Source organism: Streptomyces sp. NPDC007856, assembly GCF_042868225.1.
In the GTDB taxonomy this organism is placed as follows: domain Bacteria; phylum Actinomycetota; class Actinomycetes; order Streptomycetales; family Streptomycetaceae; genus Streptomyces.
Window position 1 is genome coordinate 205,822 of record NZ_JBIAEC010000009.1, and the last position, 24,485, is coordinate 230,306.

Consider the following 24,485-nt stretch of genomic DNA (forward strand, 5'->3'; position numbering starts at 1 on the left):
ACGTACCCAGGCAACGACCTTCGTAACGTGGCAAGTTGAGCACGAAGCGAGAAGCTCAGGGGGCTGTTCGGGTGCAGACATGGCTGTACCCCCAATCGTGGCGATCGGGGGTACAGACGGGGTGTTGGGGTGGCCGAAACGCGACCCGGCCGGGGTCCGGCTCAGGCCTGGAGCGTCCGCGGCTTGTACGACGGCCGCTTGGCCTCGTAGGCGGCGATGTCGGCCTCGTTCCGCAGCGTGATGGAGATGTCGTCGAGGCCGTTCAGCAGGCGCCAGCGGGAGTTCTCGTCCAGTTCGAAGGAGGCGGTGATGCCCTCGGCACGCACCTCACGAGCCTCAAGGTCCACAGTGACCTCAGCAGTGGGGTCCTGTTCCGTGAGTTCCCACAGCGCGTCCACGGTCTTCTGCTCCAGGACGACCGTGAGCAGGCCGTTCTTCAGCGAGTTACCGCGGAAGATGTCCGCGAAGCGGGAGGAGATCACGGCCTTGAAGCCGTAGTTCTGCAGCGCCCAGACGGCGTGCTCGCGGGAGGAGCCGGTGCCGAAGTCGGGGCCGGCGACCAGCACGGTCGCGCCCTGCCGCTCGGGGCGGTTGAGGATGAACTCGGGGTCCTTGCGCCAGGCCTCGAACAGCCCGTCCTCGAACCCGTCCCGCGTGACCTTCTTGAGCCAGTGAGCAGGGATGATCTGGTCGGTGTCGACGTTGCTGCGGCGCAGCGGGACGGCCCGGCCGGTGTGGGTGGTGAAGGCTTCCATGACTGATCAGACTCCAGCGGGCACAGAGGTGTCGGACAGGTCGGCGGGCGAGGCCAGGTGGCCCAGGACGGCGGTCGCGGCCGCGACCTGCGGCGACACCAGGTGCGTCCGGCCGCCCTTGCCCTGCCGGCCCTCGAAGTTGCGGTTGGAGGTGGAGGCGGAGCGCTCGCCCGGGGCCAGCTGGTCCGGGTTCATGCCCAGGCACATCGAGCAGCCCGCGTGCCGCCATTCGGCGCCGGCCTCCTTGAAGACCACGTCCAGGCCCTCGGAGACGGCCTGCAGACCCACGCGCGCGGAGCCCGGGACGACCAGCATCCGTACGCCGTCGGCGACTTTGCGGCCGCGCAGCAGGTCCGCGGCGGCGCGCAGGTCCTCGATGCGGCCGTTGGTGCAGGAGCCTACGAAGACGGTGTCCACCTTGATGGAGCGCAGCGGCTGACCGGCCTCCAACGCCATGTATTCCAGGGCCTTTTCGGCGGCGAGGCGCTCCGAAGCGTCTTCGTACGAAGCCGGGTCGGGGACGGACGCCGAAAGCGGCGCACCCTGGCCCGGGTTGGTGCCCCAGGTGACGAACGGCGACAGTTCGTCGGCGTTGATGACGACCTCGGCGTCGAAGACCGCGTCCTCGTCCGTCCTCAGCGTCTTCCAGTACTCGACGGCGGCGTCCCAGTCGGCGCCCTCGGGGGCGTGCGGGCGGCCCTTGAGGTAGGCGAAGGTGGTCTCGTCGGGGGCGATCATGCCCGCGCGGGCGCCGGCCTCGATCGACATGTTGCAGATGGTCATCCGGGCCTCCATCGAGAGCTTCTCGATGGCGGAGCCGCGGTACTCCAGGATGTAGCCCTGGCCGCCGCCCGTGCCGATCTTCGCGATGATCGCCAGGATCAGGTCCTTGGCGGTGACGCCCTCGGGCAGCTCGCCCTCGACGGTGATGGCCATGGTCCTGGGGCGGGCCAGCGGCAGCGTCTGGGTGGCCAGCACATGCTCGACCTGCGAGGTGCCGATGCCGAACGCCAGCGCGCCGAACGCGCCGTGCGTGGAGGTGTGGGAGTCACCGCAGACCACGGTGGTGCCCGGCTGGGTCAGCCCCAGCTGCGGACCCACGACGTGTACGACGCCCTGCTCGACGTCGCCCAGCGGGTGCAGCCGCACCCCGAACTCGGCGCAGTTCTTGCGCAACGTCTCCAGCTGGGCCCGGGAGACCGGGTCCGCGATGGGCTTGTCGATGTCGAGGGTCGGGGTGTTGTGGTCCTCGGTGGCGATGGTGAGGTCGAGGCGGCGCACCTGACGGCCGTTCTTGCGCAGCCCGTCGAAGGCCTGCGGGCTGGTCACCTCGTGCAGCAGGTGCAGATCGATGAAGAGAAGGTCGGGCTCGCCCTCGGCGCGCCGGACGACATGGTCGTCCCAGACCTTCTCCGCGAGTGTCCTACCCATCGCTTTCCCTCCGGCCGGCAAGCATGCACCGGCCCAACTAGAGATCTTGGGGATGCGGTGACTGCCCGTGTGCGGGCCCCATGAAGTCGTGATTCCGGGCGTCCACCGCCGGGCCCGTTGGTCTGCGGGCCGCTGTGTGATTCCAGAGTGGCGCGTTCCACGGAAAATTGAACTTGCGTTTCACAGAGTGAGACGCGAGTATCGTTGCATGGACAACAGTAGCGGCGTCGGCGTTCTGGACAAGGCGGCCCTCGTCCTGAGCGCTCTGGAGTCCGGTCCGGCCACCCTCGCGGGTCTGGTCGGCGCGACCGGACTGGCACGACCCACGGCTCACCGCCTGGCCGTGGCTTTGGAACACCACCGCATGGTGGCACGCGACATGCAGGGCCGTTTCATTCTCGGCCCGCGTCTCGCGGAGCTGGCGGCGGCGGCCGGCGAGGACCGCCTGCTCGCGACGGCGGGCCCCGTGCTCACCCACCTCCGTGATGTCACCGGCGAGAGTGCACAGCTCTACCGGCGCCAGGGTGACATGCGGATCTGTGTGGCCGCGGCGGAACGCCTGTCCGGCCTTCGGGACACCGTCCCGGTCGGTTCCACGCTCACGATGAAGGCTGGCTCCTCGGCCCAGATCCTGATGGCGTGGGAGGAGCCCGAGCGGCTGCACCGCGGTCTGCAGGGCGCCCGCTTCACGGCGACGGCCCTGTCGGGCGTACGGCGGCGCGGCTGGGCCCAGTCCATCGGCGAGCGCGAGCCGGGCGTCGCGTCCGTCTCCGCGCCGGTACGCGGCCCGTCCAACCGCGTGGTGGCCGCGGTGTCCGTCTCCGGCCCGATCGAGCGCCTGACGCGCCATCCCGGCCGTATGCACGCCCAGGCGGTCATCGACGCCGCCGCGCGCCTTTCCGAGGCCCTGCGCCGCTCGGGCTGAGCCCGGACTCGGGAACACCGAGGAGGGCCGCCTCAACGCCGCGGCAGACCCTCCTCGCTCCCCCGATCCCCCGGTTCAGCCGGTCTTGTCCGCCACCGGCTCCTGCTGCGACCGGTGGGCGAACCGGTCCTTGGCGTACCGGCCCCGCTTCTCCAGCGGGATCTGCCCGTGCGCGGCCGCGAGGCCGAACGCCGGCATGTCCCCGTAGATCGCCTCGTACGAGCCCTCCGGCACGACGTACGCCTCGTGCCAGATCCCGACCTGCCCGCGCAGCCTGCCGCTGCGCTCCTTGCGGTTGAGGGCGGCCCACGCCCGGTGGTGGAACGCGTCCGGCGCGGTCGCGTAGGCGTACAGCTTGTCCTTGGACTCCCAGTACTGCACGACGTAGTACGTCCGCAAAGACGCCGTCAGCAGCACCTTGGCGCGCAGTCCCCGCGCGGGGTCCTTCTCCAGCTCCCGCAGCATGCGGAACATCCCCAGCATCACCGGCAGCCATAGGTGCACCGCCCAGAAGCGGTTGATGCGCATGCCGATCAGCAGGACGACGACCTCGCCCTTCGCGTCGGCGGTCGTACGGGACACCATGACTTCCCCTCGTTGGTGAGCGACGCTATCCAAGTGGCGATGCTTGGATAGTGACGTTATCCAAGAAGGAGCGCAAGACATGCGGCTCGCCGAACTGAGCAGACGCAGTGGTGTGTCCACCGCGACGATCAAGTACTACCTGCGCGAAGGCCTGTTGCCGCCGGGCCGCCAGCTCAACACGACCACGGCCGAGTACGGTGAGGAGCACCTGCGCCGACTGCGGCTGGTGCGCGCGATGATCCAGGTCGGCGGTCTCCCGGTGGCCACGGTCCGGGAGGTGCTGCGGAACGTCGACGACGAGTCCCTGAGCCGCTCGATCCGGCTGGGCGCGGCCCTGTGGGCGCTGCCGCAGGTACCGGAGCCGGACGAGGAGGACGACTTCGTGCGGGCCGCGCACCGGGAGGCGGACGAGCTGCTGGACCAGTTGAGCTGGTCGAACGCGAAGCTGCTGACGACGATCTCCCCCGCGTACCGCTCCCTGGTGGTGGCGGTGGCCGCGTTCCGCCGGCTCGGCTACGACTGGGGGCACGAACTCCTCGCGTCCTACGCCAAGTTGATGCACGAGGTGGCCAAACTCGACCTGGACTTCGTGGAGACGCACCCGTCGGAGGCGGAGAAGGTGGAGACGGCGGTGCTCGGCGCGGTGCTGACCGAGCCGATGCTGCAGGCCCTGCGCCGACTGGCCCAGGAGGAGGAGTCGGGCCGGCGGTACGGCTTCGAGTAGGGCCGGGTACGGCGAAGGCCCCCCACCGAAGTGGAGGGCCTTCCCTGTGCGTACCCCCGACCGGATTCGAACCGGCGCTACCGCCTTGAGAGGGCGGCGTGCTAGGCCGCTACACAACGGGGGCGTGGACTCTGCGTTTCCGCAGGTCCGAGCTGGTCTACCTGGACTCGAACCAAGACCAACTGAACCAGAATCAGTCGTGCTGCCAATTACACCATAGACCAATGATGGTTTAGACCAGTCAGTACCCCCGACCGGATTCGAACCGGCGCTACCGCCTTGAGAGGGCGGCGTGCTAGGCCGCTACACAACGGGGGCCCTAGCGATCCCGACAGGATCAGGATCAGTACCCCCGACCGGATTCGAACCGGCGCTACTGCCTTGAGAGGGCAGCGTGCTAGGCCGCTACACAACGGGGGCTTTGCAGATAAGCTCTGCGAGCTGGCCTACCTGGACTCGAACCAAGACTAACTGAACCAGAATCAGTCGTGCTGCCAATTACACCATAGGCCACTGGAACTCAAGCCCCTGCGGGGTCCTCGTTCTAGCTTGCTCCTCGGGGCTCCGGCCTTTCGGCCCGCTCCCCTCGGCGCAGGAAGAACATTACCTGAAGGTGGACGGGGCTCCAAAACGGGTATCCGTGCGGACGAGCGCGGGGAGTTCGGCGAGGGTCGAGATCCGACGGCAGACGGCCTCTCCGGCGGCTGGTGCGGAACCCGTCCCGCGATCGATCCACACGGACAGCAGCCCGGCCTCGGCGGCGCCCCGCCCGTCGATCTCCGGGTGGTCGCCGACGTACGCCACCTCGTGCGGGGGCAGCCCCAGCGCCTCGCAGGCCGCAAGGAAGGCGGCGGCCTCCGGCTTGGAGACGCCCAGCTCGGCGGCGCACAGCACGGCCTCGAAGCGGTCGAGGAGGCCGAGGGTGCGCAGCTTGTGCTCCTGGACCGTGATGCTGGAGTTGGACAGCACCGCGTGCCGGTGGCTGGCGGAGAGGGCCTCCAGGGCGGGCAGGACGTCCGGGAAGACGCTCCAGGCGGCCTCGTAGTGCCCGATGTACCGCTGGAACCAGGCGTCGGCCTCGTCGTCGGTCAGGTCCACGTCCAGGAAGATCCGTACGCGGTCGCGCCGCTGCCCCTCGAAGGTGGCCTCCCCCGCCGAGAACCGCGCCCACTGCCGGTCGGTGATCTCCCGCCACCGGGCGAGGGCCCGCTCGGGGCCGTCGTACCCGCCGAGCAGCCCTTCCGCCGCCAGATGCGCCCGCATGCCCTCGCGATCGGCGCTCGTGTAGTCGAACAGGGTGTCGTCCACGTCCCAGACCACGGCTCTGATCGTCATGCCACCGACGGTACCGCCGAACGGCTGGCACACTGGTCCGCATGAGCGAGTACCGCGTCCAGTTCACCGTCGAGGCCCGTGCGACGTTCGACGCCCTGCCGGCAGAGCGTCGAGCGCAGTTGGACAGGGCCGTACGGATACTGGCCCGTGACCCGTTCCGGAAGACATCGACCGCGCAACTGGGCCCTGACGAGCATCTGCGCAAGGCGTATGTGGCCCCGGGCGTCATGCTGGAGTACATGGTGGCCGGCGCGATCATGGTCGTCGTCGTGCTGGAGATCTTCGACGAGAGCGCCTATCTGATCGACGAAGCCGACGCCCAGTGACCGACGCAACAGGGGCGGCACCCGGAACCCTCCGGATGCCGCCCCTGACGCATGTGCCGGCTACGCGCTCAGCTTCACCAGCGCCGCGTCGATCCGGGCCAGCGTCTTCTCCCTGCCCAGGACCTCCAGGGACTCGAAGAGCGGCAGGCCGACGGTGCGGCCGGTGACGGCGACGCGGACCGGGGCCTGGGCCTTGCCGAGCTTGAGGCCGTACACCTCGCCGGCGGCCAGGACGGCCTCCTTCAGGGACTCGGGGGAGGTCCAGTCGGCCGACGCCAGGTTCTCCCGGGCCGTGCGGAGCAGGGCGTCGCTGCCCTCCTTCATCGCCTTGGCCCACGAAGCCTCGTCCTCGACCGGCTCCGGCAGGAAGAGGAAGTCGACGTTGTCGGTGATCTCCGACAGCACCTTCAGGCGGGTCTGGGCGTACGGGGCGATCGCCTGCCACTTGGCCTCGTCGAAGTTCTCGGGCGCCCAGGGGGCGAACGGGGCCTTCAGCCACGGGCGGCAGCGCTCGGTGAACTCCTTCACATCCAGCATGCGGATGTGGTCGCCGTTGATCGCCTCGCACTTCTTCAGGTCGAAGCGCGCCGGGTTGGGGTTCACGTCGGAGATGTCGAAGGCGGCGACCATCTCGGCGATCGTGAAGATGTCCTGGTCCGCGGAGAGCGACCAGCCCAGCAGGGACAGGTAGTTGAGCAGGCCCTCGGGCAGGAAGCCCCGCTCGCGGTAGAGGTTCAGGGACGACTGCGGGTCGCGCTTGGAGAGCTTCTTGTTGCCCTCGCCCATCACGTACGGCAGGTGGCCGAACTGCGGGGTCTGCTTGGCGATGCCCAGCTCCGTCAGCGCCTTGTAGAGGGCGATCTGGCGGGGGGTGGAGGAGAGCAGGTCCTCGCCGCGCAGGACGTGGGTGATCTCCATCAGGGCGTCGTCGACCGGGTTCACCAGCGTGTACAGCGGGGCGCCGTTCGCGCGGACGATGCCGTAGTCCGGTACGTTCTCCGGGGTGAAGGTCAGCTCGCCGCGGACCAGGTCGGTGAAGGTGATCGTCTCGTCGGGCATCCGGAAGCGGACGATGGGGGTGCGGCCCTGGGCCTCGTACTCCTCGACCTGCTCGGCGGTCAGGTCGCGGCAGTGGCCGTCGTAACCCGACGGCTTGCCCGCGGCGCGAGCCGCCTCGCGGCGGGTGTCCAGCTCCTCCTGGGAGCAGTAGCAGTGGTAGGCGTAGCCGCCGTCCAGCAGCTTCCGGGCCACGTCCGCGTAGATGTCCATGCGCTGCGACTGCCGGTACGGCGCGTGCGGGCCGCCGACCTCGGGGCCCTCGTCCCAGTCGAAGCCGAGCCAGCGCATCGCGTCGAGCAGCTGGTTGTAGGACTCCTCGGAGTCGCGGGCGGCGTCGGTGTCCTCGATGCGGAAGACCAGGGTGCCCTGGTGGTGCCGGGCGAACGCCCAGTTGAACAGGGCGGTGCGGACCAGGCCCACGTGCGGGTTACCGGTGGGCGAGGGACAGAAACGGACGCGTACGGGGGAGCCGGGTGCGCTAGCCACGCTTGACAACCTTGTTGGTGAGAGTGCCGATGCCTTCGATGGAGACGGCGACCTCGTCGCCGACGTTCAGGGGGCCGACCCCCGCGGGGGTGCCGGTGAGGATGACGTCGCCGGGGAGCAGGGTCATGGCCTCGGAGATGTTGACGACCAGGTCCTCGATGGGGTGGATCATCTCGCTCGTACGGCCCAGCTGGCGCTGTTCGCCGTTGACGGTGAGCTGGATGGTGAGGTCGTTCGCGCGGTCGAGGTCCAGGCCGGTCTCCACCCAGGGGCCGAGCGGGCAGGAGGTGTCGAAGCCCTTGGCCCGGGCCCACTGCTTCTCGCGGCGCTGCACATCGCGGGCGGTGACGTCGTTGGCGCAGGTGTAGCCGAAGATCACGTCCTTGACGCGGTCGCGCGGCACCTCGCGGCACATCCGGCCGATCACGACGGCCAGCTCGGCCTCGTGGTGCAGTTCCTCGGAGAAGGAGGGGTACTGGATGTCGTCGCCGGAGCCGATCACCGAGGTGGACGGCTTGAAGAAGGCGAAGGGGGCGTCCGGCACCTCGTTGCCCAGCTCGCGCGCGTGCTCGGCGTAGTTGCGGCCGAAGGCCACGACCTTGTTGGGGAGCACCGGCGGGAGCAGCCTGACCTTGCTCAGCGGAACCTTCGTACCGGACAGCTCGTGGTCCGCGAACGGGATGCCCTTGATGATGTCAAGGACGAGTTCGTCCTGCTTGTCGCCCTCGACCGCGCCGAAGGCTACGTTCCCGTCGATGGAGAACCTGGCGATGCGCACGGGATCCTTGCGCCCCTTACTGAGAACCGGCGTACTGACGCCCCAGGTTAACCGGTATGACCGCCGGAGCCCGGCCGGAAAAGCGGTACGGCCCTGTCGCCGGGTGTCCCGGGAGGGCCGTACGGTGCGCCGGCGGCCGCGGGAGCACGGCCGCCGGTGTGTTCAGGATGATCGCCAAGGCGCCCGTCGGCTACTCTGCGGTCGCCGTCGCGCCGACGGGGACGTCCACCAGCACCGTGCGCCGGGGGTTGGCCGTCTGGACGGGAAGGTCGAGGGAGTGCTCCGGCTGCTCGGGGATCTGCAGTTCGCCGGCGTCCTTCAGATGCGCCAGGGTGGTGCGTCGCGGGTTGGCGATCTTGTGGAACATCATCGTCGTCTTCACCGTTGTGATCCTGTGCCCTCTGGTCGGGTGGGTTGGCAGAGTCGTCCCTCTTGTAAAGCGTCAGGCTAAACATCCGATTCCCCGGCGAAGGCACCAACTGCCGACGAGGCGTGTGTGAGTTTGCTCACGACGTCAGGAACAATTCGGTCAAATCTCACGGTCAACGCGGCCCAGCGAAACGGACATTGACCCCTTGAAGCCATCATTCCGCTCCTGATCATGGCGACTCAGACACCTGACGCCCGGCGGCAACTCGCAGAGTTACGCCCGATATGACCCGGATAGGCTTCCACTACTGGTGACGCCGCACTCACAGCCCGTCACGGAGGTCACAGCTAGGGACACGGCCCTTGTTGGAGATCCGGCACTGTGCTGGAATTCCACGGACCGCTGCGGGGATCGAGCCGGCGCACAGGGGGCGCGAAGGAGCGCCGAGTGGCGGGTGAGACAGGGGGAAACCAGCGCCGGTCACCCAAGACCACCGGGGGGCGTATTCATGGCGCTTCCCAAAACGCCGACACCGTGTCCCGCCGTTCACGCGGAGGGGCGCCTGGTCCAGAGGTTGCGACGCTAGTGCAGGGACGTTTCAAGAGGGATGGCAGCGCTTCGGCGGAGCCGGAGTCGCACGACGGGACTGGCCCCATGAAGGGCAGCTCCTCGCCCCAGCACGCCCAGAACCCGGGCCCGGCCCCGTCCGCGGACGGCGGTGAGCGCGGCGGACGCCCCGGCGTGTCGGCCACCGGCACCGGCAACTCCGGCGCGGCCCCCGCGCCGCCCATCAAGCCCGCCCAGGGCTCCGCCGGCCCCGGCTCCCGCATGGCGCTGCGCAACTGGCGCATCTCCACGCGCCTGGTCTCGCTCCTGGCGCTGCCCGTGGTCGCCGCGACCTCGCTGGGCGCGCTGCGCATCGACCAGAACATCACCGACATCCAGCAGCTCGACAACATGAAGCTGCTGACGGACATGACCAAGCAGGCGACCGAGCTGGCCCAGGCGCTCCAGGACGAGCGCGACCAGTCCGCCGGTCCCCTGGCGCACGGCTTGAACGCGGGCGACTACACGGTCAAGGGCTACCGGGACAAGACCGACCGAGCGCTCGCGAACTTCGAGAACTCCACCCAGGAGATCGACGCCGCCAGCAAGAACGGCAACCTCCAGGGCGTTCGCGACAACCTCGTCGGCATCTTCAACCAGCTCGACCAGCTGGCCAAGATCCGCAAGGGCGCCTACGGGACGAAGGGCAACTCGACCCAGACGATCGAGTCCTACCACCGGCTGATCACCCAGCTGATCGACCTGTCCCAGGACATGGCCCAGGCGTCCAGCAACCCGGAGATGATCTCGCGCACCCGCGCCCTGGCGGCCTTCTCCACCGCCAAGGAGTACGCCTCCGTGCAGCGCGCCACGATCGCCGCCGCACTGCCCGCGACCACGTCGACCAGGGGCGACCTGTCGACGAACGACCGCCTCTACGGCCAGTCGGCGTACCAGAGCGAGAACTCCGAGATCTCGATCTTCCGGAAGATCTACGCGAACAACAACGCCGAGGAACTCCTCAAGCCGATCGACGAGGGCAACCCGACGATCGAGTCCGCGGACACCTACGCCAAGCGCGTCTTCGACTCCCCCGACGGCCTGCAGAGCGTGAACGCCCGCTCGTACAAGGACTGGGTGGACGACAGCTCGACCAAGATCGAGCAGATGAAGAAGATCGAGCACACGCTGCTCGAGGAGATGGAGCAGAAGGCTCGCGAGCTGAAGAGCGCCACCCAGCAGGACGCCATCATCTCCGGTGCGCTGATCCTGCTCGTGCTCGGTGTGTCGCTGGTCGGCGCGTTCATCGTGGCCCGCTCCATGATCCGCTCGCTGCGCCGGCTGCAGGAGACCGCGACCAAGGTCGCCCAGGACCGCCTGCCCGAGCTGGTCAAGCAGCTGTCGGAGTCCGACCCGCAGGACGTCGACACCTCCGTGGAGTCGGTCGGTGTGCACTCCCGGGACGAGATCGGCCAGGTGGCCGCGGCCTTCGACGACGTGCACCGCGAGGCGGTCCGCCTCGCCGCCGAGCAGGCCCTGCTGCGGGGCAACGTCAACGCGATGTTCACCAACCTCTCGCGCCGCTCCCAGGGTCTGATCCAGCGCCAGCTGTCGCTGATCTCCGAACTGGAGTCCCGCGAGGCCGACCCGGACCAGCTGTCCTCGCTGTTCAAGCTCGACCACCTCGCGACGCGTATGCGCCGTAACGGTGAGAACCTCCTCGTCCTCGCCGGTGAGGAGCCCGGCCGCCGCTGGACCCGCCCGGTCCCGCTGGTCGACGTGCTCCGCGCCGCCGCGTCCGAGGTGGAGCAGTACGAGCGCATCGAGCTGGCCTCCGTGCCGACCACCGAGGTCGCCGGCCGCGTGGTCAACGACCTCGTGCACCTGCTCGCCGAGCTGCTGGAGAACGCCACCTCGTTCTCCTCACCGCAGACCAAGGTCAAGGTCACCGGTCACGCGCTGCCCGACGGCCGGGTGCTGATCGAGATCCACGACACCGGTATCGGCCTCTCCCCCGAGGACCTCGCGGCGATCAACGAGCGGCTCGCCTCGCCGCCGACCGTGGACGTCTCCGTCTCCCGCCGCATGGGCCTCTTCGTGGTCGGCCGGCTGTCCCAGCGGCACGGCATCCGCATCCAGCTGCGCCCGTCCGACTCCGGTGGTACGACCGCGCTGGTCATGCTGCCCGTGGACGTGGCCCAGGGCGGCAAGAAGCCCGGTCCGGGCAAGCCGGGCGCGCCCGGCGCGACCGGTGGTCCCGCCGCCGCGCAGGCCGCGGCCGGTGCGGCCGCGGCCCGGCGCCAGGCCGGCAACGCGGGCGGCGGCGCCCCGTCCGGTGGCGGTCTGCTCGGTACGGGTCCCGCTCCGCGCGGCCAGGTCGGCGCCGGCCAGGGGCCCCGGGCCGCGCTGCCCGGCACCGGCCAGGGCGGCCGTCCCGGTGCGCCGGGCGGTGCGCGCGGTCCCCAGGGCGGCCTCGGCGCTCCCGGCGGTCCCGGTCTCGGTGGCCCGCAGGGCCGGCCGATGCCCGCGGGTGCGGGCGGCTTCGGCGGTCAGGCGCCCGGCGCCCCGCAGCAGGACGCCATCGGCAGTGACGCCTTCGGCGGCCGTGGCCAGCAGCGGCCCGGCTCCGACCAGGGCCGCCAGCCCCAGCTGCCGCCGCGCGGCGGCCCGCGGGCCGAGCTGCCCGGCGGTGACCAGCAGCCGCGCACCCCGGACTGGGGCGACACCCAGGCCCCGCTGTCGCGTGCCTCGCTGGACGCCCCGCGCGGCCACGACGAGCAGGACCCGGCGCACACCGCGCGCATGCCGCGCGTCGACGACCGGCAGGGTCCGGGCTCGACCGCCGAGATGCCCCGGATCGACGCGCAGGGCCCGGCCGCCACGGGCGAGTTCCCGCGCCCGGAGCCGAACGTCCTGGGCGGACCCCAGCACACCGGCCAGTTCCCGCGCCCGGAGAACCCGCAGCAGACGGGCCAGTTCACCCGTCCCGAAAACCCGTACCCGACCGGCCAGTTCACGCGTCCGGACAGCCCGCAGCAGACCGGCCAGTTCGCCCGGCCCGACGCCGCGCAGCTGCCCGGCCGGTTCGACGGCCCCGGCGACCAGCAGGGCACCGGCCAGTTCGTCCGCTCCGACGTCTTCGGCACGCCGGCGCCGCAGCAGGCCGACCCCGGGCTGAACTCGGGCCGGAACACCGGCCAGTTCGCGGCTCCGCAGGGCTTCGACGGCGGCTACGACGGCAGCTCCACCGGGCGGCACGCCCTGCCCGGGCGCCAGAACCCGGCCCACACCGGTCAGTTCGAGCGCCCACAGCCGGCCGGCCGGGACGACTTCGGCGCCCCGCGCCCGCAGGCCCCGCAGCAGCAGCGTCCGGTGCACCGTGAGCCGGAGGCCCTGCCGCCGGCCAGCGGCCCGGTCGACGGCCGTACCCCGCTGTACGACACGCTGGAGACCAACTGGTTCCACGGCGGTTCGCAGCAGCAGGAGTCCGCGCCGCAGCAGCCGGCGCCCTCCCCGACGCCGCAGCGACCCACGGGCACGAACGGCAACGGCTCCACCACCGGCTCCTGGCGCACCTCGCCGAACGACGAGATCGTCCGCCAGGCCGAGCGCGTCCGGCAGCCGGCGGCGGGCGGTATCACCACCTCCGGCCTGCCGCGCCGGGTGCCCCGGGCGAACCTCGTCCCGGGCACGGCTCAGCAGCAACAGCACCAAGCCGGTCCGCAGGTCTCGCGTGCGCCCGATGACGTACGCGGACGGCTGACCAATCTCCGTCGGGGCATCGCTCAGGGCCGTCAGGCCGGCAGCGGCCAGACCGGCAGCTACCCGAGCCCCACTCACCAGCAGGAGCGTTAGTTGAGTCCGATGAGCCAGGCGGCACAGAACCTGAACTGGTTGATCACCAACTTCGTGGACAACACCCCCGGGGTGTCGCACACGGTGGTGGTCTCCGCCGACGGCCTTCTGCTGGCGATGTCCGAAGGCTTCCCGCGGGACCGTGCCGACCAGCTGGCGGCCGTCGCGTCCGGGCTGACCTCCCTCACGGCCGGGGCCTCCCGGATCTTCGAGGGCGGCACCGTGGCGCAGACGGTCGTCGAGATGGAACGCGGGTTCCTCTTCCTGATGTCCGTCTCGGACGGGTCGTCCCTCGCGGTCCTGGCCCACCCCGAGTGCGACATCGGTCTCGTCGGCTACGAGATGGCACTGCTCGTCGACCGCGCAGGGGCGGTACTCACCCCGGACCTGCGCGCCGAACTCCAAGGCAGTCTGCTTCACTGACCGCCCCGGCACCACCCACCTCACGAAAACACCGTCCGGCCGCCACAATCCCCCCACCGGCCCCGTACGACGGCTTGACTGACCGACTTGCTGTCCCGCCCGGAGGATTCATGACCCCGCCCACCGCCCATCACGATCCGTACGCGGAACCGTACGGTGACGAGGGCGACCAGCCACTGGTACGGCCGTATGCGATGACCGGTGGCCGGACCCGGCCGCGGTATCAGCTCGCGATCGAGGCCCTGATCAGCACCACGGCCGACCCGGCAGCGCTCATGGGACTACTCCCGGAGCACCAGCGCATCTGCCACCTGTGCCGGGAGGTCAAGTCGGTCGCGGAGGTCTCCGCGCTGCTGACCATGCCGCTCGGGGTGGCCCGGATCCTGGTGGCCGATCTCGCCGAGGCCGGCCTGGTCGCCATCCACCAGCCGGGTGGCGACGAGAACAACGGCGGCGCACCGGACGTGACGCTGCTCGAAAGGGTGCTCAGTGGACTTCGCAAGCTCTGACGCGGGCCGGGCCACCACCTCCGCGAAGATCGTGGTGGCGGGCGGCTTCGGCGTGGGCAAGACCACGTTCGTCGGCGCCGTCTCGGAGATCAACCCGCTGCGCACAGAGGCCGTCATGACGTCCGCTTCGGCCGGCATCGACGACCTCACCCACACCGGGGACAAGACCACCACCACGGTGGCCATGGACTTCGGCCGCATCACCCTGGACCAGGACCTGATCCTGTACCTGTTCGGCACCCCGGGCCAGGACCGCTTCTGGTTCATGTGGGACGACCTGGTACGCGGTGCGATCGGCGCGGTGGTGCTCGTGGACACCCGGCGCCTCGCCGACTGCTTCCCCGCCGTCGACTACTTCGAGAACAGCGGCCTGCCGTTCGTCGTCGCCCTCAACGGCTTCGACGGCCAGCAGCCCTACGCCCCCGAGGAAGTGCGGGAAGCGCTGCAGATCGGTCCGGACACCCCGATCATCAGGACCGACGCCCGGCACCGGGCGGACGCCAAGAGTGCGCTGATCACCCTGGTCGAGCACGCTCTCATGGCACGGCTCAAGTAACACCGGCGTCCGTACTCAAGTACGACGTCACATACGGCAGTTGTCGTAAAGAAAGCCGGAGCCGACTGTGGCCTTTGACACGGTCGGCTCCGGTGTTCATAACAGTTCGGCAGAGGAATCCCCCGGCGTCACCACGCGACGCGTTCGCACAGTACCGCTGTGCTCACAATCGCCCCGCATTTTGCCGGGGCTCGCTCTTTATGACCGTTTTATCTGGGCCTTACAAGAGCATCACGAACGGGTTTCCGCTGTTTGGAAGAGCACTGGTCCACGTGCTGGAATGCCTGAACTGCCCAATAGTCAAAGACGTACTCACTAGTCGATGACGAACCGGGCTCTGAGAGACTGCGGCACGACGTAGGTGCCGACCGCCGAGAGGTTGTTGGTCGAGTGAGGCGAAGCAAGAACGGTCCCGAGCCGTCGGCGCGGGGCAACTTCACCCCGCCGCCGCGCGCTGCGGCGCCCACCCCTGTGAGCGGTGCGGAGCCGGCTGCCGCTCCCGCGCCGAGCGGCGGCCGGTTCTCCCCGCGCAACTGGCGCGTGCCGACCAGACTGAACGCGATCCTGCTGATACCCGTGGCGGTGGGGCTCGTCATGGGCGGCTTCCAGGTGAAGACGTCGATCGACACCTGGCAGCAGGCCCGCGATGCCGAGAACACCGCCCGCCTGGTGCGCGCCTCGCTGTCGTACGCCAACGCGCTCGAGAACGAGCGCGACATCACCGCGGCCCCGCTGCTGAAGGGCAAGCTGGCGTCCCCCAAGGACAAGGCGACCATCACGGCGGCCCGCAATGCCACCGACCAGGCCGCCGACGCCTTCGACCAGGCCGCGCAGAACATGCCGCACCAGTCCGGCCTGGAGCGCCGGCTGAAGCTGTTCCGCGAGGCCGAGCCCTTCCTGCAGACACTGCGCGCCGGCGCGTACACCTCCAAGTTCACCGGCGTGCAGACCGAGGAGGGCTACGTCAAGGTCGCCCACCCGCTGATGGAGTTCGCCAACGAGCTGGGCCTGGGCACCGGCAACATCACCTCCTACGGCCGTACCGTCTACGCGATGTCGCTCACCAAGGCAGCGCTGTCGCTGGAGCGCTCGATCGGCATGCACATGCTGGTCAAGCCGGGCCCGGACGCCCCCAACCTGGCCACCCAGCGCGTCGCCCTCTCCTCCTACGCTTACCTTGAGGGCATCGCCGTCGAGGAGTACATCGGCGGTGGCACCCAGGCCGACGCGGACAGGCTGGACGCCGAGAAGAAGGACATCCAGACCAAGGCCGCGGCGATGGCCCAGCAGGCCAAAGCCGCCGACCCGAACTACGTGGCGCCCCCGTCCAACCCGCAGAAGATGGTCACGGCCCTCGCCACGCTCGACTCCACGAGCCCGGCCACGCGTCAGCAGCTCGCTCTCGGTGGCGTCACCTACGAGAACTGGTGGGCGGTCAACACCCTCAAGTTCGACGCCTACCGCCAGATCGAGTCGGACATGGCCGACAAGGCGGTGAACGAGGCCTCGGACATCGCCGACAACGCCAAGACCTCCGCGATCATCACCGGTGCCGTCGTCGTGGTCGCCCTGCTGCTGGCCTTCATCCTGGCCGGTGCCGTGGCCCGCCAGATGAGCCGCTCGATGCGCCAGCTGCGCAACGCCGCCTTCGGCATCGCCGAGCAGCGGCTGCCGATGCTGGTCGACCAGCTCTCGCGCACCGACCCCGGCCGGGTCGACACCCGGGTCGCCCCGATCCCGATCACCACCAAGGACGAGATCGGCGAGGTCGCCCGCGCCTTCGACCAGGTCCACCGCGAGGCCGTCCGGCTCGCCTCCGAGCAGGCTCTGCTGCGGGGCAACATCAACGCGATCTTCACCAACCTCTCGCGCCGCAACCAGTCGCTGATCGAGGGCCAGCTGACCCTGATCACCGACCTGGAGAACAACGAGGCCGACCCGGACCAGCTGGAGAACCTCTTCAAGCTGGACCACCTGGCCACCCGTATGCGCCGCAACGGCGAGAACCTCCTGGTCCTCGCCGGCGAGGAGCCCGGCCGCCGCTGGGACCAGCCGGTCCCGCTGGTCGACGTGCTGCGCGCCGCCTCCTCCGAGGTGGAGCAGTACGAGCGCATCGAGCTGTCCGGCGTCCCCGAGGCCGAGATCCACGGCCGCGCGGTCACCGACCTCGTGCACCTGCTGGCCGAGCTGCTGGAGAACGCCACCACGTTCTCCTCCCCGCAGACCAAGGTCCGCGTCACCGCGACCCGTCTGCCCGACGGCCGCGTCATGATCGAGATCCACGACAAGGGCATCGGCCTGACCGCCGAGGACTTCGCGGACATCAACCACAAGCTGGCCAACCCGCCGACCGTGGACGCCGCGATCTCCCAGCGCATGGGCCTGTTCGTGGTGGGCCGGCTGTCCGACCGGCACGGCATCCGGGTCCAGCTGCGCCCCTCGGGCGAGCAGGCCGGTACGACCTCGCTGGTCATGCTGCCGGACGCGATCACGCACGGCGGTGGCGGCGAGGCCCCGCTGGAGCGCGAGGAGTTCACCGTCTCGCAGATCATCCCGGAGCAGCAGTTCCAGGGTGAGAACTTCAATCATGCGCAGCCCCTGCGCACCGCCGCGGAACTGGGCTTCGACGACAGCCGGTACTCGGACGTCCCCGACGACATCCGCGAACTGGACCCGGTCGGCCGCTCCCTGATGCGCGAGGAGCGCCGGGCGGCCCTGGAGGCGCAGTCGCACGGCCAGCAGCCGGGCCTGCCGCAGCAGGAGGCCGCCGAGACCCCGGCGTACGAGGACCCGCTGCTGAACGGGCAGCCCGGCTACCAGGAGCAGCACTCCCCGTACGCGGAGCCCGGGTACGAGGGGCAGCAGGCCGCGTACCGGGAGCCGTACCAGGAGACCTACACGGAGTCGCCCTCGGCGTCGCACTCGACGTCCTACGACAAGCCGTACGACGAGCAGTACTACGCGCCGAACGGCGAGCAGCCGCGACCCGACTCCTTGTCCCCGAACGGCGGTTACCCGGAGCCGGCGTACCCGGAGCCGGCCGCGAGCCCGTCGTACCAGGACGACTGGCCGCAGCAACCGCAGCAGGACGGCTACCAGAACGGCTATCCGGCTCATTACGCTCCGGAAACGGAATCCCCGCAGGCCGCTGACGCGAGTGAGCGGAACCGCGTAGGCTTCGACCGTCCGGGACCGGCCTCTCCCGCCGCCCACGAGCTGACCGACGCCGGGCTGCCCCGCCGCGGATCCGTCGCGAGCGGTTCCAACGGCTCGGCCGGAGCGGGCACGGCGCGCGTGCAGCAGGAAGCGCCGGCTCCCGCGCCGGGCAACGCTCCGGGGTCGAACGGCGACAGCGGCTGGCGCTCGCAGAACGACGAGCGCTGGCAGCAGGCGGCGCAGCTCCGGAAGCCCAAGGCAGGCGGGGTCACCGCTTCCGGCCTGCCGCGGCGGGTGCCCAAGGCCAATCTGGTCTCGGGTGCCGCCGAAACCACCCCCCAGGGGGGCCCACAGGTCTCCCGCGCCCCGGAGGACGTCCGGGGCAGGCTGAGCAACCTGCGTCGAGGCGTCCAGCGCGGACGCAACGCAGGCAGTGAAACGAACGGCCAGGGCTTCGGTCCTGACAGCACCTACAACCAGGAGCGTTAGTGTGAGCCCGATGAGCCAGGCGGCACAGAACCTGAACTGGTTGATCACCAACTTCGTGGACAACACCCCGGGGGTGTCCCACACGGTGGTGGTCTCCGCCGACGGACTCCTTCTGGCGATGTCCGAAGGCTTCCCCCGCGACCGCGCCGACCAGCTCGCGGCCGTCGCCTCCGGTCTGACGTCTCTGACGGCAGGCGCCTCCCGGATCTTCGAGGGAGGCAGTGTGAATCAGACGGTTGTGGAGATGGAGCGGGGATTCCTCTTCATCATGTCCATCTCCGACGGCTCGTCGCTCGCCGTACTGGCCCACCCGGAAGCGGACATCGGTCTCATCGGGTACGAGATGGCTCTTCTGGTGGACCGTGCGGGCACGGTCCTCACCCCGGATCTGCGTGCAGAGCTCCAGGGAAGCCTTCTCAACTAACAGACCAACGGTGCGTATACGCGTCCCGGGGCCGTAAGGTTTCGGGACGCGGCTCCACACGGATGGGTGCCCGGCGCAGTCGGAGGAGGAGAAAGTGGCAACACCCCCAGGCGGTTCGCATTCGGGAAACTGGTCGTACGGCCCTGCCCAGGGCCAGGACGGCGGTTCGGCGAACCGGTACAACTTCCCCTCCTCCCCGAGCCATCGGCAGCCGTACGCGCCGCAGGGCCCCGGCCCGTCGCCGTACGACCAGCCGCCGGCCCCGCGGATCCAGCCGGTGCAACCGCAGCGCCGCCCCGAGCCGGCGCCCGCGACGGCATCGAACAACCCCTTGGTGCGTCCGTACGCCATGACCGGCGGCCGGACCCGCCCGCGCTACCAGCTCGCCATCGAGGCACTGGTGCACACCACCGCCGCTCCGCACCAGATGCAGGGCCAACTGCCCGAGCATCAGCGGATCTGCAACCTCTGCCGTGAGATCAAGTCGGTAGCCGAAATCTCCGCGCTCCTGACAATCCCCCTCGGCGTGGCCAGGATCCTCGTCGCCGACTTGGCGGAGGCGGGCCTGGTCGCCATCCATCAGCCCGGCGGCGACGAGAACGCCGGTGGCCAGCCAGACGTGACACTGCTCGAAAGGGTGCTCAGTGGACTTCGCAAGCTCTAGCGGCGGTCCTTCCCGCTCCACCACCTCCGCGAAGATCGTGGTGGCGGGCGGCTTCGGCGTGGGCAAGACCACGTTCGTCGGCGCCGTCTCGGAGATCAACCCGCTGCGCACAGAGGCCGTCATGACGTCCGCTTCGGCCGGCATCGACGACCTCACCCACACCGGAGACAAGACGACGACCACCGTCGCCATGGACTTCGGCCGCATCACCCTGGACCAGGACCTGATCCTGTACCTGTTCGGCACCCCGGGCCAGGACCGCTTCTGGTTCATGTGGGACGACCTGGTACGCGGTGCGATCGGCGCGGTGGTGCTCGTGGACACCCGGCGCCTCGCCGACTGCTTCCCCGCCGTCGACTACTTCGAGAACAGCGGCCTGCCGTTCGTCATCGCGCTGAACGGCTTCGACGGCAACCAGCCGTACAACCCCGACGAGGTCCGTGAGGCCCTCCAGATCGGCCCCGACACCCCGATCATCACGACGGACGCCCGCCACAGGGCTGATGCCAAGTCCACGCTCATCACTCTGGTGGAGCACGCTCTGATGGCCCGCCTGCGGTAGGCGATCGCTCATGAGGAACCCCGCGCCCCTTGAGGGCGCGGGGTTCTTTCGTCGGTGCGCAGACAGCGGGAAGGGCCCCTCCGCGGAGGGGCCCTTCAAGAACCGGTGGAGCGGCGCAGCCTAGCCGTGCCAGCTGTGCGGCGCCCGGAAGCCGCCCTCGCGTTCCAGGCGGCGCCAGCCGGCCTTGGCGCGTCGGTGGGTGTGGACCGCAGGCGTCGGCTGGGCGGCGGCGCGGGCCAGGAGGACGGCCGTGATGGCGGCGACTTCCTCGGGCTCGGCGTGGCCCTTCTCGACGCGGATGTCAGGAGTGCTCATGGGTGTCAGTCTCCGTGAGAGAGAGGTCCGCGGGGTTGCCGCGGCGGGTCCGCTCGGTTACTGCGGGGGGTTGCCGTGCTTGCGGGAGGGCAGGTCGGCGTGCTTGGACTGCAGCATGGCCAGGGACTTGACCAGGACCTCACGGGTCTCGGCGGGGTCGATGACGTCGTCCACGAGGCCGCGTTCGGCCGCGTAGTACGGGTGCATCAGCTCGGCCTTGTACTCCTTGACCATCTTCTGGCGCATGGCCTCGGGGTCTTCCGCGCCGGCGATCTGGCGACGGAAGATGACGTTCGCGGCGCCTTCCGCGCCCATGACGGCGATCTCGTTGGTCGGCCAGGCGTAGGTGAGGTCGGCGCCGATCGACTGGGAGTCCATGACGATGTAGGCACCTCCGTACGCCTTGCGCAGGATCAGCGAAATCCTCGGCACGGTCGCGTTGCAGTAGGCGTACAGCAGCTTCGCGCCGTGGCGGATGATTCCGCCGTGCTCCTGGTCGACACCGGGGAGGAACCCCGGCACGTCGAGGAAGGTGACGATCGGGATATTGAAAGCGTCACACATCTGGACAAAGCGCGCAGCTTTTTCACTCGCCTCGATGTCCAGGACGCCGGCGAGGACCTGCGGCTGGTTGGCGATGATGCCGACGACCTGGCCGTCGAGGCGGCCCAGCGCGCAGATGATGTTCCGCGCCCAGCGCTCGTGGACCTCCAGGTAGTCGCCGTCGTCGACGATCTCCTCGATGACCTTGGCCATGTCGTACGGCCGGTTGCCGTCGGCCGGAACCAGGTCGAGCAGGACGTCGCTGCGGCGGTCGACGGGGTCGGACGACTCCACCCGGGGCGGGTTCTCCCGGTTGTTCTGCGGGAGGAGCGAGAGGAGGTACCGCACCTCGGCGATGCAGGTCTCCTCGTCGTCGTACGCGAAGTGGCAGACGCCGGAGGTCTCGGCGTGCACGTCGGCGCCGCCCAGGCCGTTCTGGGTGATCTCCTCGCCGGTGACCGCCTTGACCACGTCCGGGCCCGTGATGAACATCTGGGACGTCTCGCGGACCATGAAGACGAAGTCGGTCAGGGCCGGCGAGTAGGCCGCGCCGCCCGCGCACGGGCCGAGCATCACCGAGATCTGCGGGATGACACCCGACGCCTTGGTGTTGCGCTGGAAGATGCCGCCGTACCCGGCGAGGGCGCTGACGCCCTCCTGGATGCGGGCGCCCGCACCGTCGTTCAGCGACACGAGGGGCGCGCCGGCCGCGATGGCCATGTCCATGATCTTGTGGATCTTGGTGGCGTGGGCCTCGCCCAGCGCGCCGCCGAAGATCCGGAAGTCATGCGCGTAGACGAAGACGGTACGGCCCTCCACCGTGCCCCAGCCGGTGATGACACCGTCGGTGTACGGCTTCTTCGCCTCAAGGCCGAAGCCGGTCGCCCGGTGCCGGCGCAGCTGCTCGACCTCCTGGAAGGACCCCGGGTCCAGGAGCAGCTCGATCCGCTCCCGCGCCGTCAGCTTGCCCTTGGCGTGCTGCGCCTCGGTCGCCTTCTCGCTGGGGCCGGCCACGGCCTGGGCACGAATGTCGTGCAGCTCGGCGACCCGTCCGCGTGCGTCCGTCGGCTCGCCGGTCGGCTCACCCGTCGTCTCTTCCAAAACGGTCATGTAGCGACCTTACGAAGGACACCAAGGAAAGAGGGCCGTTGACTCCGCACAGTCTCCGGACCGTTTTCCTGGTGCCAGTGAACAGAACCATGACCGCGTGCAGCCGTTCCGACTGCTCACAGGGCCTCGGGGTTGTAGGGGAGCCACAAAGACGTCACCTGAGAGCCACATCACATTCGTAGCTGGCGTATGCCATCGCCGGGGTGACACGGAGCCTCGGACGGCGGACCCGGAGGGACTCGACATCCCTACCGTACCGGTCGGCTCCCGGGGCATGCGATCACCAGGCGTTACGGCGAAGTCACTCTGCGGATGAGGTTGAAAACCGGACGGAATAGGTCTACGGTCGGATCCGTTGAGTTCGTTGAACGTTAAACAGAAACCTCCAGGAGAACGACATGGGCATCTTCAGCCGCAAAGAGAACACCCCGCAGGCCCCTGCCGCCGGCGCCGACCTGACCGCGCTGACTGGCAACTACACCATCGACCCGGCGCACACCACGATCGGTTTCGTGGCGCGCCACGCGATGGTCACCAACGTCAAGGGCGCCTTCCAGGACTTCTCCGGCACTCTGCACCTGGACGGGGCCAACCCCAGCAACTCCACCGCCGCGCTCGACGTCAAGGTGGAGAGCGTCGAGACCGGCAACGCCGACCGCGACGGTCACCTGAAGTCGTCCGACTTCTTCAAGATCGACGAGTTCCCGGTCATGACCTTCCGCTCCACCAAGGCGGAGGCCCTGGGCGGCGACGACTACCGCATCACCGGCGACCTCTCCCTGCTCGGCGTGACCAAGCCGATCACCATCGACCTTGAGTTCAACGGCGCCGCGAAGGACCCGTTCGGCAACGAGCGCGTGGGCTTCGAGGGCAAGGCCGAGATCCTGCGCTCCGAGTGGGGCCTCACCTGGAACGCGGCGCTGGAGACCGGCGGGATGCTCGTCTCCGACAAGATCAAGCTGCACTTCGACATCTCGGCGATCAAGCAGGCCTGAGCCTCCGGCGCTCCGGCCGGCACCACCCCGAGCGCGCCCGCTCCCCGGAAACGGGAGGCGGGCGCTCGCGCGTCCGGCGAGCATGGCGCCTGAGCGCGACGGCCCTCGCGGCGGCATTCGACGGGATCCCGGCAGGTCCGGCTGAGGCGGATCCGGCGTTCAGAATCCCCCGCCGAAGTCGCCCCCGCCGTCGCCCCCTCCCCCGCCGAAGTCCCCGCCGTCTCCGAACCCGCCGCCGAAGTCCCCGGCGTCGAAGTCCGTGCCGGAGACGTCGCCGCCCTGGTAGTCGCCCCCGAAGTCACCGCCGGGGCCGAAGTCGCCGTACCCGGTGCCGTAGTCGGCCGCGTACGAGGGGGTGGCCATCATGCTGCCGAGAAGGGTGCCGACGAGCAGACCAGGCAGGATGCCGCCGCCGAAGTAGCCGCCCGCCCAGGGGCCATAGGCCGGGCCCGCGTCCCAGTAGGGGCGGCGGCCGTAGTCCGTGTCGACCTCGCGGATGACCGGGTCGCGGCCGTCGGCCAGCCGGGTGGCGTCGGCCGCGCAGACGGGGACCTCGCGCGGGGCGCCACCGGGCGGGGTCCAGGTGGCGTCGCTCACCGAGGGGCCGTGCCGCGGGTCGAAGAAGCAGGGCGGGCGGCGCTCGGGCAGGGGCCGGCCCTCGCGGCGGGCGGCCAGCCGGGCCAGGGAGAAGCGGCCGTCCTCCAGCGCCTCGGTGACCGTGCGGACGTCCTCCGGGCGGTTTGCGGCGGCCATGCGCTGCTTGGCGGTCTCGTAGGCGTCCAGGGCGTGTTCGTAGTCGGCGCGCATCGCGTCGTCGGCGCCGGGCTCGGCCGGCTGGAAGTCGAGGCGGTCCAGTTCCTCGCCGAAGGCGGTGATGTCCTCGTCCACGACCACCCGGAGGCGGTCCAGGGCGGCCCGCTGCTCCTCGGCGCGCCGCCGGCGGCTCCGGCGCACCAGTGCGTAGGCGCCGGCGCCGCCCGCCACCAGCACCGCGGCCACCGCGATCAGGGCCGTACCGGAGGATCCCCCGCCCGAGCCGCCCCAGCTCTTAGGGGCGTGGCCTCCCATGTTGGCCAGGGCGCGGTCGGTGAAGTCGCTGAGCTGGGCCCCCGCCGGCTCGCCCTGGACGCTCGTGACCAGGTTCCGCCGGGCCGTCGCCGACATCACGGAGGAGTCCGCGCGGGCGTCGAAGCGGTCGCCGAGGCGGATGCCGTACAGGCCGGTGATGCCGGTGGCCGCGCGCAGGTCGGAGAAGAGGTGCGCGGTCGGGTAGCCGGCCGGGAGCACCGCGATGAACAGGGGCTTGTTCGCGTCCTTGATGCGTTTCGCGAGCGCGTCGGCATCGGCCCTCGGCAACTGGGCCGAGGCGGCCGGGTCGACGTAGACCGGGCTCTTGCGGAGGGCCTGGGCGACGGCGGAGATACTCGTGTCCGCGCTCGCCCCGGGGGCGAACACGGTCGCCGCGACCAGGGCGAGGGCGGCCAGCAGCAGGGCTGGGAGGCTTCGGGTCCGCAGGACGGCCTTCATCCTTCGAAACTACCCGAAGCCTCCCGTAGCCGGGCAC

22 protein-coding genes and 5 tRNA genes are annotated in these 24,485 nt (G+C 69.9%); 12 read left to right on the forward strand and 15 right to left on the reverse strand.

Going from position 1 to position 24,485, the window contains the following annotated elements; translation table 11 throughout:
• Positions 1-161: 161 nt before the first annotated feature.
• Together leuD and leuC are read right to left on the reverse strand one after the other, a co-directional pair.
• Positions 162-755 (reverse strand): 3-isopropylmalate dehydratase small subunit, encoded by a 594-nt coding sequence (gene leuD, locus ACFYOH_RS22555; protein ID WP_388628128.1) that lies wholly within the window; start codon positions 753-755, stop codon positions 162-164.
• A 6-nt stretch (positions 756-761) separates the two neighbouring features.
• A complete protein-coding gene (leuC, locus tag ACFYOH_RS22560) occupies positions 762-2,186 on the reverse strand; it encodes a 3-isopropylmalate dehydratase large subunit (RefSeq protein WP_388628131.1) in 1,425 nt (474 codons plus the stop codon).
• 208 nt (positions 2,187-2,394) lie between these two features.
• Between leuC and ndgR the strand changes: the two genes are divergently transcribed.
• Complete coding sequence (gene ndgR, locus ACFYOH_RS22565; protein ID WP_009320373.1) at positions 2,395-3,111, forward strand: IclR family transcriptional regulator NdgR; 717 nt, start codon at positions 2,395-2,397, stop codon at positions 3,109-3,111.
• 75 nt (positions 3,112-3,186) lie between these two features.
• On the opposite strand, the gene ACFYOH_RS22570 is transcribed toward ndgR, so the two are convergent.
• Entirely contained in the window at positions 3,187-3,696 is a 510-nt protein-coding gene (locus ACFYOH_RS22570; protein WP_388628134.1) for a DUF4188 domain-containing protein, read from the reverse strand.
• A gap of 79 nt (positions 3,697-3,775) precedes the next feature.
• On the opposite strand from ACFYOH_RS22570, the gene ACFYOH_RS22575 reads away from it, so the two are divergent.
• Positions 3,776-4,420 (forward strand): MerR family transcriptional regulator, encoded by a 645-nt coding sequence (locus ACFYOH_RS22575; RefSeq protein WP_388628137.1) that lies wholly within the window; start codon positions 3,776-3,778, stop codon positions 4,418-4,420.
• A gap of 51 nt (positions 4,421-4,471) precedes the next feature.
• Here the strand turns inward: ACFYOH_RS22575 and ACFYOH_RS22580 are convergent.
• From ACFYOH_RS22580 to ACFYOH_RS22605, 6 genes are all read right to left on the reverse strand, one after another.
• Positions 4,472-4,544, reverse strand: a tRNA-Glu gene (locus tag ACFYOH_RS22580).
• A gap of 28 nt (positions 4,545-4,572) precedes the next feature.
• Positions 4,573-4,644: transfer RNA gene (locus ACFYOH_RS22585), tRNA-Gln, on the reverse strand.
• A 21-nt stretch (positions 4,645-4,665) separates the two neighbouring features.
• Positions 4,666-4,738: transfer RNA gene (locus ACFYOH_RS22590), tRNA-Glu, on the reverse strand.
• Between the two features lie 29 nt (positions 4,739-4,767).
• Positions 4,768-4,840, reverse strand: a tRNA-Glu gene (locus ACFYOH_RS22595).
• A 21-nt stretch (positions 4,841-4,861) separates the two neighbouring features.
• Positions 4,862-4,933: transfer RNA gene (locus ACFYOH_RS22600), tRNA-Gln, on the reverse strand.
• A 90-nt stretch (positions 4,934-5,023) separates the two neighbouring features.
• Entirely contained in the window at positions 5,024-5,755 is a 732-nt protein-coding gene (locus tag ACFYOH_RS22605; RefSeq protein ID WP_388628139.1) for an HAD family hydrolase, read from the reverse strand.
• A gap of 41 nt (positions 5,756-5,796) precedes the next feature.
• Here ACFYOH_RS22605 and ACFYOH_RS22610 point away from each other — a divergent pair, with 41 nt between their 5' ends.
• Positions 5,797-6,081, forward strand: a complete 285-nt coding sequence (locus tag ACFYOH_RS22610; RefSeq protein WP_361235087.1) for a hypothetical protein — start codon at positions 5,797-5,799, stop codon at positions 6,079-6,081.
• A gap of 60 nt (positions 6,082-6,141) precedes the next feature.
• Here the strand turns inward: ACFYOH_RS22610 and gltX are convergent, their stop codons facing one another.
• From gltX to ACFYOH_RS22625, 3 genes are all read right to left on the reverse strand, one after another.
• Positions 6,142-7,626 carry a glutamate--tRNA ligase gene (gene gltX, locus ACFYOH_RS22615; protein WP_388628142.1) on the reverse strand — a complete coding sequence of 495 codons (1,485 nt, stop codon included), beginning with the start codon at positions 7,624-7,626 and terminating at the stop codon, positions 6,142-6,144.
• The gene (locus ACFYOH_RS22620) at positions 7,619-8,404 is read right to left on the reverse strand and encodes a fumarylacetoacetate hydrolase family protein (protein ID WP_388628145.1); all 786 of its coding nucleotides are present in this window, start codon (positions 8,402-8,404) and stop codon (positions 7,619-7,621) included. The genes gltX and ACFYOH_RS22620 overlap by 8 nt, the downstream gene beginning before the upstream one ends.
• 190 nt (positions 8,405-8,594) lie before the next feature.
• Positions 8,595-8,786 (reverse strand): hypothetical protein, encoded by a 192-nt coding sequence (locus tag ACFYOH_RS22625; RefSeq protein ID WP_388628147.1) that lies wholly within the window; start codon positions 8,784-8,786, stop codon positions 8,595-8,597.
• Between the two features lie 573 nt (positions 8,787-9,359).
• Here ACFYOH_RS22625 and ACFYOH_RS22630 point away from each other — a divergent pair.
• The 8 genes from ACFYOH_RS22630 to ACFYOH_RS22665 all read left to right on the forward strand — a co-directional run bounded on the left by ACFYOH_RS22630 (position 9,360) and on the right by ACFYOH_RS22665 (position 19,958).
• Positions 9,360-13,175, forward strand: a complete 3,816-nt coding sequence (locus ACFYOH_RS22630) for a nitrate- and nitrite sensing domain-containing protein (RefSeq protein WP_388628149.1) — start codon at positions 9,360-9,362, stop codon at positions 13,173-13,175.
• 9 nt (positions 13,176-13,184) lie between these two features.
• A complete protein-coding gene (locus ACFYOH_RS22635) occupies positions 13,185-13,598 on the forward strand; it encodes a roadblock/LC7 domain-containing protein (RefSeq protein WP_023546525.1) in 414 nt (137 codons plus the stop codon).
• Positions 13,599-13,708: 110 nt separating this feature from the next.
• Complete coding sequence (locus ACFYOH_RS22640) at positions 13,709-14,107, forward strand: DUF742 domain-containing protein (protein ID WP_030168425.1); 399 nt, start codon at positions 13,709-13,711, stop codon at positions 14,105-14,107.
• Positions 14,088-14,663: an ATP/GTP-binding protein gene (locus ACFYOH_RS22645; protein WP_351616939.1), complete on the forward strand. Its 576-nt coding sequence runs from the start codon at positions 14,088-14,090 to the stop codon at positions 14,661-14,663. Before ACFYOH_RS22640 ends, ACFYOH_RS22645 begins: the two co-directional genes overlap by 20 nt.
• Positions 14,664-15,053: 390 nt before the next feature.
• Positions 15,054-18,308, forward strand: coding sequence for a nitrate- and nitrite sensing domain-containing protein (locus ACFYOH_RS22650; protein ID WP_388628152.1), 3,255 nt, complete (start codon positions 15,054-15,056; stop codon positions 18,306-18,308).
• Positions 18,309-18,318: 10 nt separating this feature from the next.
• Positions 18,319-18,732 carry a roadblock/LC7 domain-containing protein gene (locus tag ACFYOH_RS22655; protein WP_004983065.1) on the forward strand — a complete coding sequence of 138 codons (414 nt, stop codon included), beginning with the start codon at positions 18,319-18,321 and terminating at the stop codon, positions 18,730-18,732.
• Between the two features lie 94 nt (positions 18,733-18,826).
• On the forward strand, positions 18,827-19,396 hold the full coding sequence (locus ACFYOH_RS22660) for a DUF742 domain-containing protein (RefSeq protein ID WP_388628155.1): 570 nt from the start codon (positions 18,827-18,829) through the stop codon (positions 19,394-19,396).
• Entirely contained in the window at positions 19,377-19,958 is a 582-nt protein-coding gene (locus ACFYOH_RS22665; RefSeq protein WP_031224757.1) for an ATP/GTP-binding protein, read from the forward strand. The genes ACFYOH_RS22660 and ACFYOH_RS22665 overlap by 20 nt, the downstream gene beginning before the upstream one ends.
• Positions 19,959-20,078: 120 nt before the next feature.
• Here ACFYOH_RS22665 and ACFYOH_RS22670 read toward each other — a convergent pair whose 3' ends face one another.
• Both ACFYOH_RS22670 and ACFYOH_RS22675 read right to left on the reverse strand, forming a co-directional pair.
• Positions 20,079-20,273 carry an acyl-CoA carboxylase subunit epsilon gene (locus ACFYOH_RS22670; protein WP_351616948.1) on the reverse strand — a complete coding sequence of 65 codons (195 nt, stop codon included), beginning with the start codon at positions 20,271-20,273 and terminating at the stop codon, positions 20,079-20,081.
• A 57-nt stretch (positions 20,274-20,330) separates the two neighbouring features.
• On the reverse strand, positions 20,331-21,926 hold the full coding sequence (locus tag ACFYOH_RS22675; RefSeq protein WP_388628160.1) for an acyl-CoA carboxylase subunit beta: 1,596 nt from the start codon (positions 21,924-21,926) through the stop codon (positions 20,331-20,333).
• A gap of 398 nt (positions 21,927-22,324) precedes the next feature.
• On the opposite strand from ACFYOH_RS22675, the gene ACFYOH_RS22680 reads away from it, so the two are divergent.
• Positions 22,325-22,921, forward strand: coding sequence for a YceI family protein (locus tag ACFYOH_RS22680; RefSeq protein WP_388628163.1), 597 nt, complete (start codon positions 22,325-22,327; stop codon positions 22,919-22,921).
• A gap of 159 nt (positions 22,922-23,080) precedes the next feature.
• Here the strand turns inward: ACFYOH_RS22680 and ACFYOH_RS22685 are convergent, their stop codons facing one another.
• Complete coding sequence (locus ACFYOH_RS22685) at positions 23,081-24,448, reverse strand: hypothetical protein (protein WP_388628166.1); 1,368 nt, start codon at positions 24,446-24,448, stop codon at positions 23,081-23,083.
• Between the last annotated feature and the right edge of the window lie 37 nt (positions 24,449-24,485).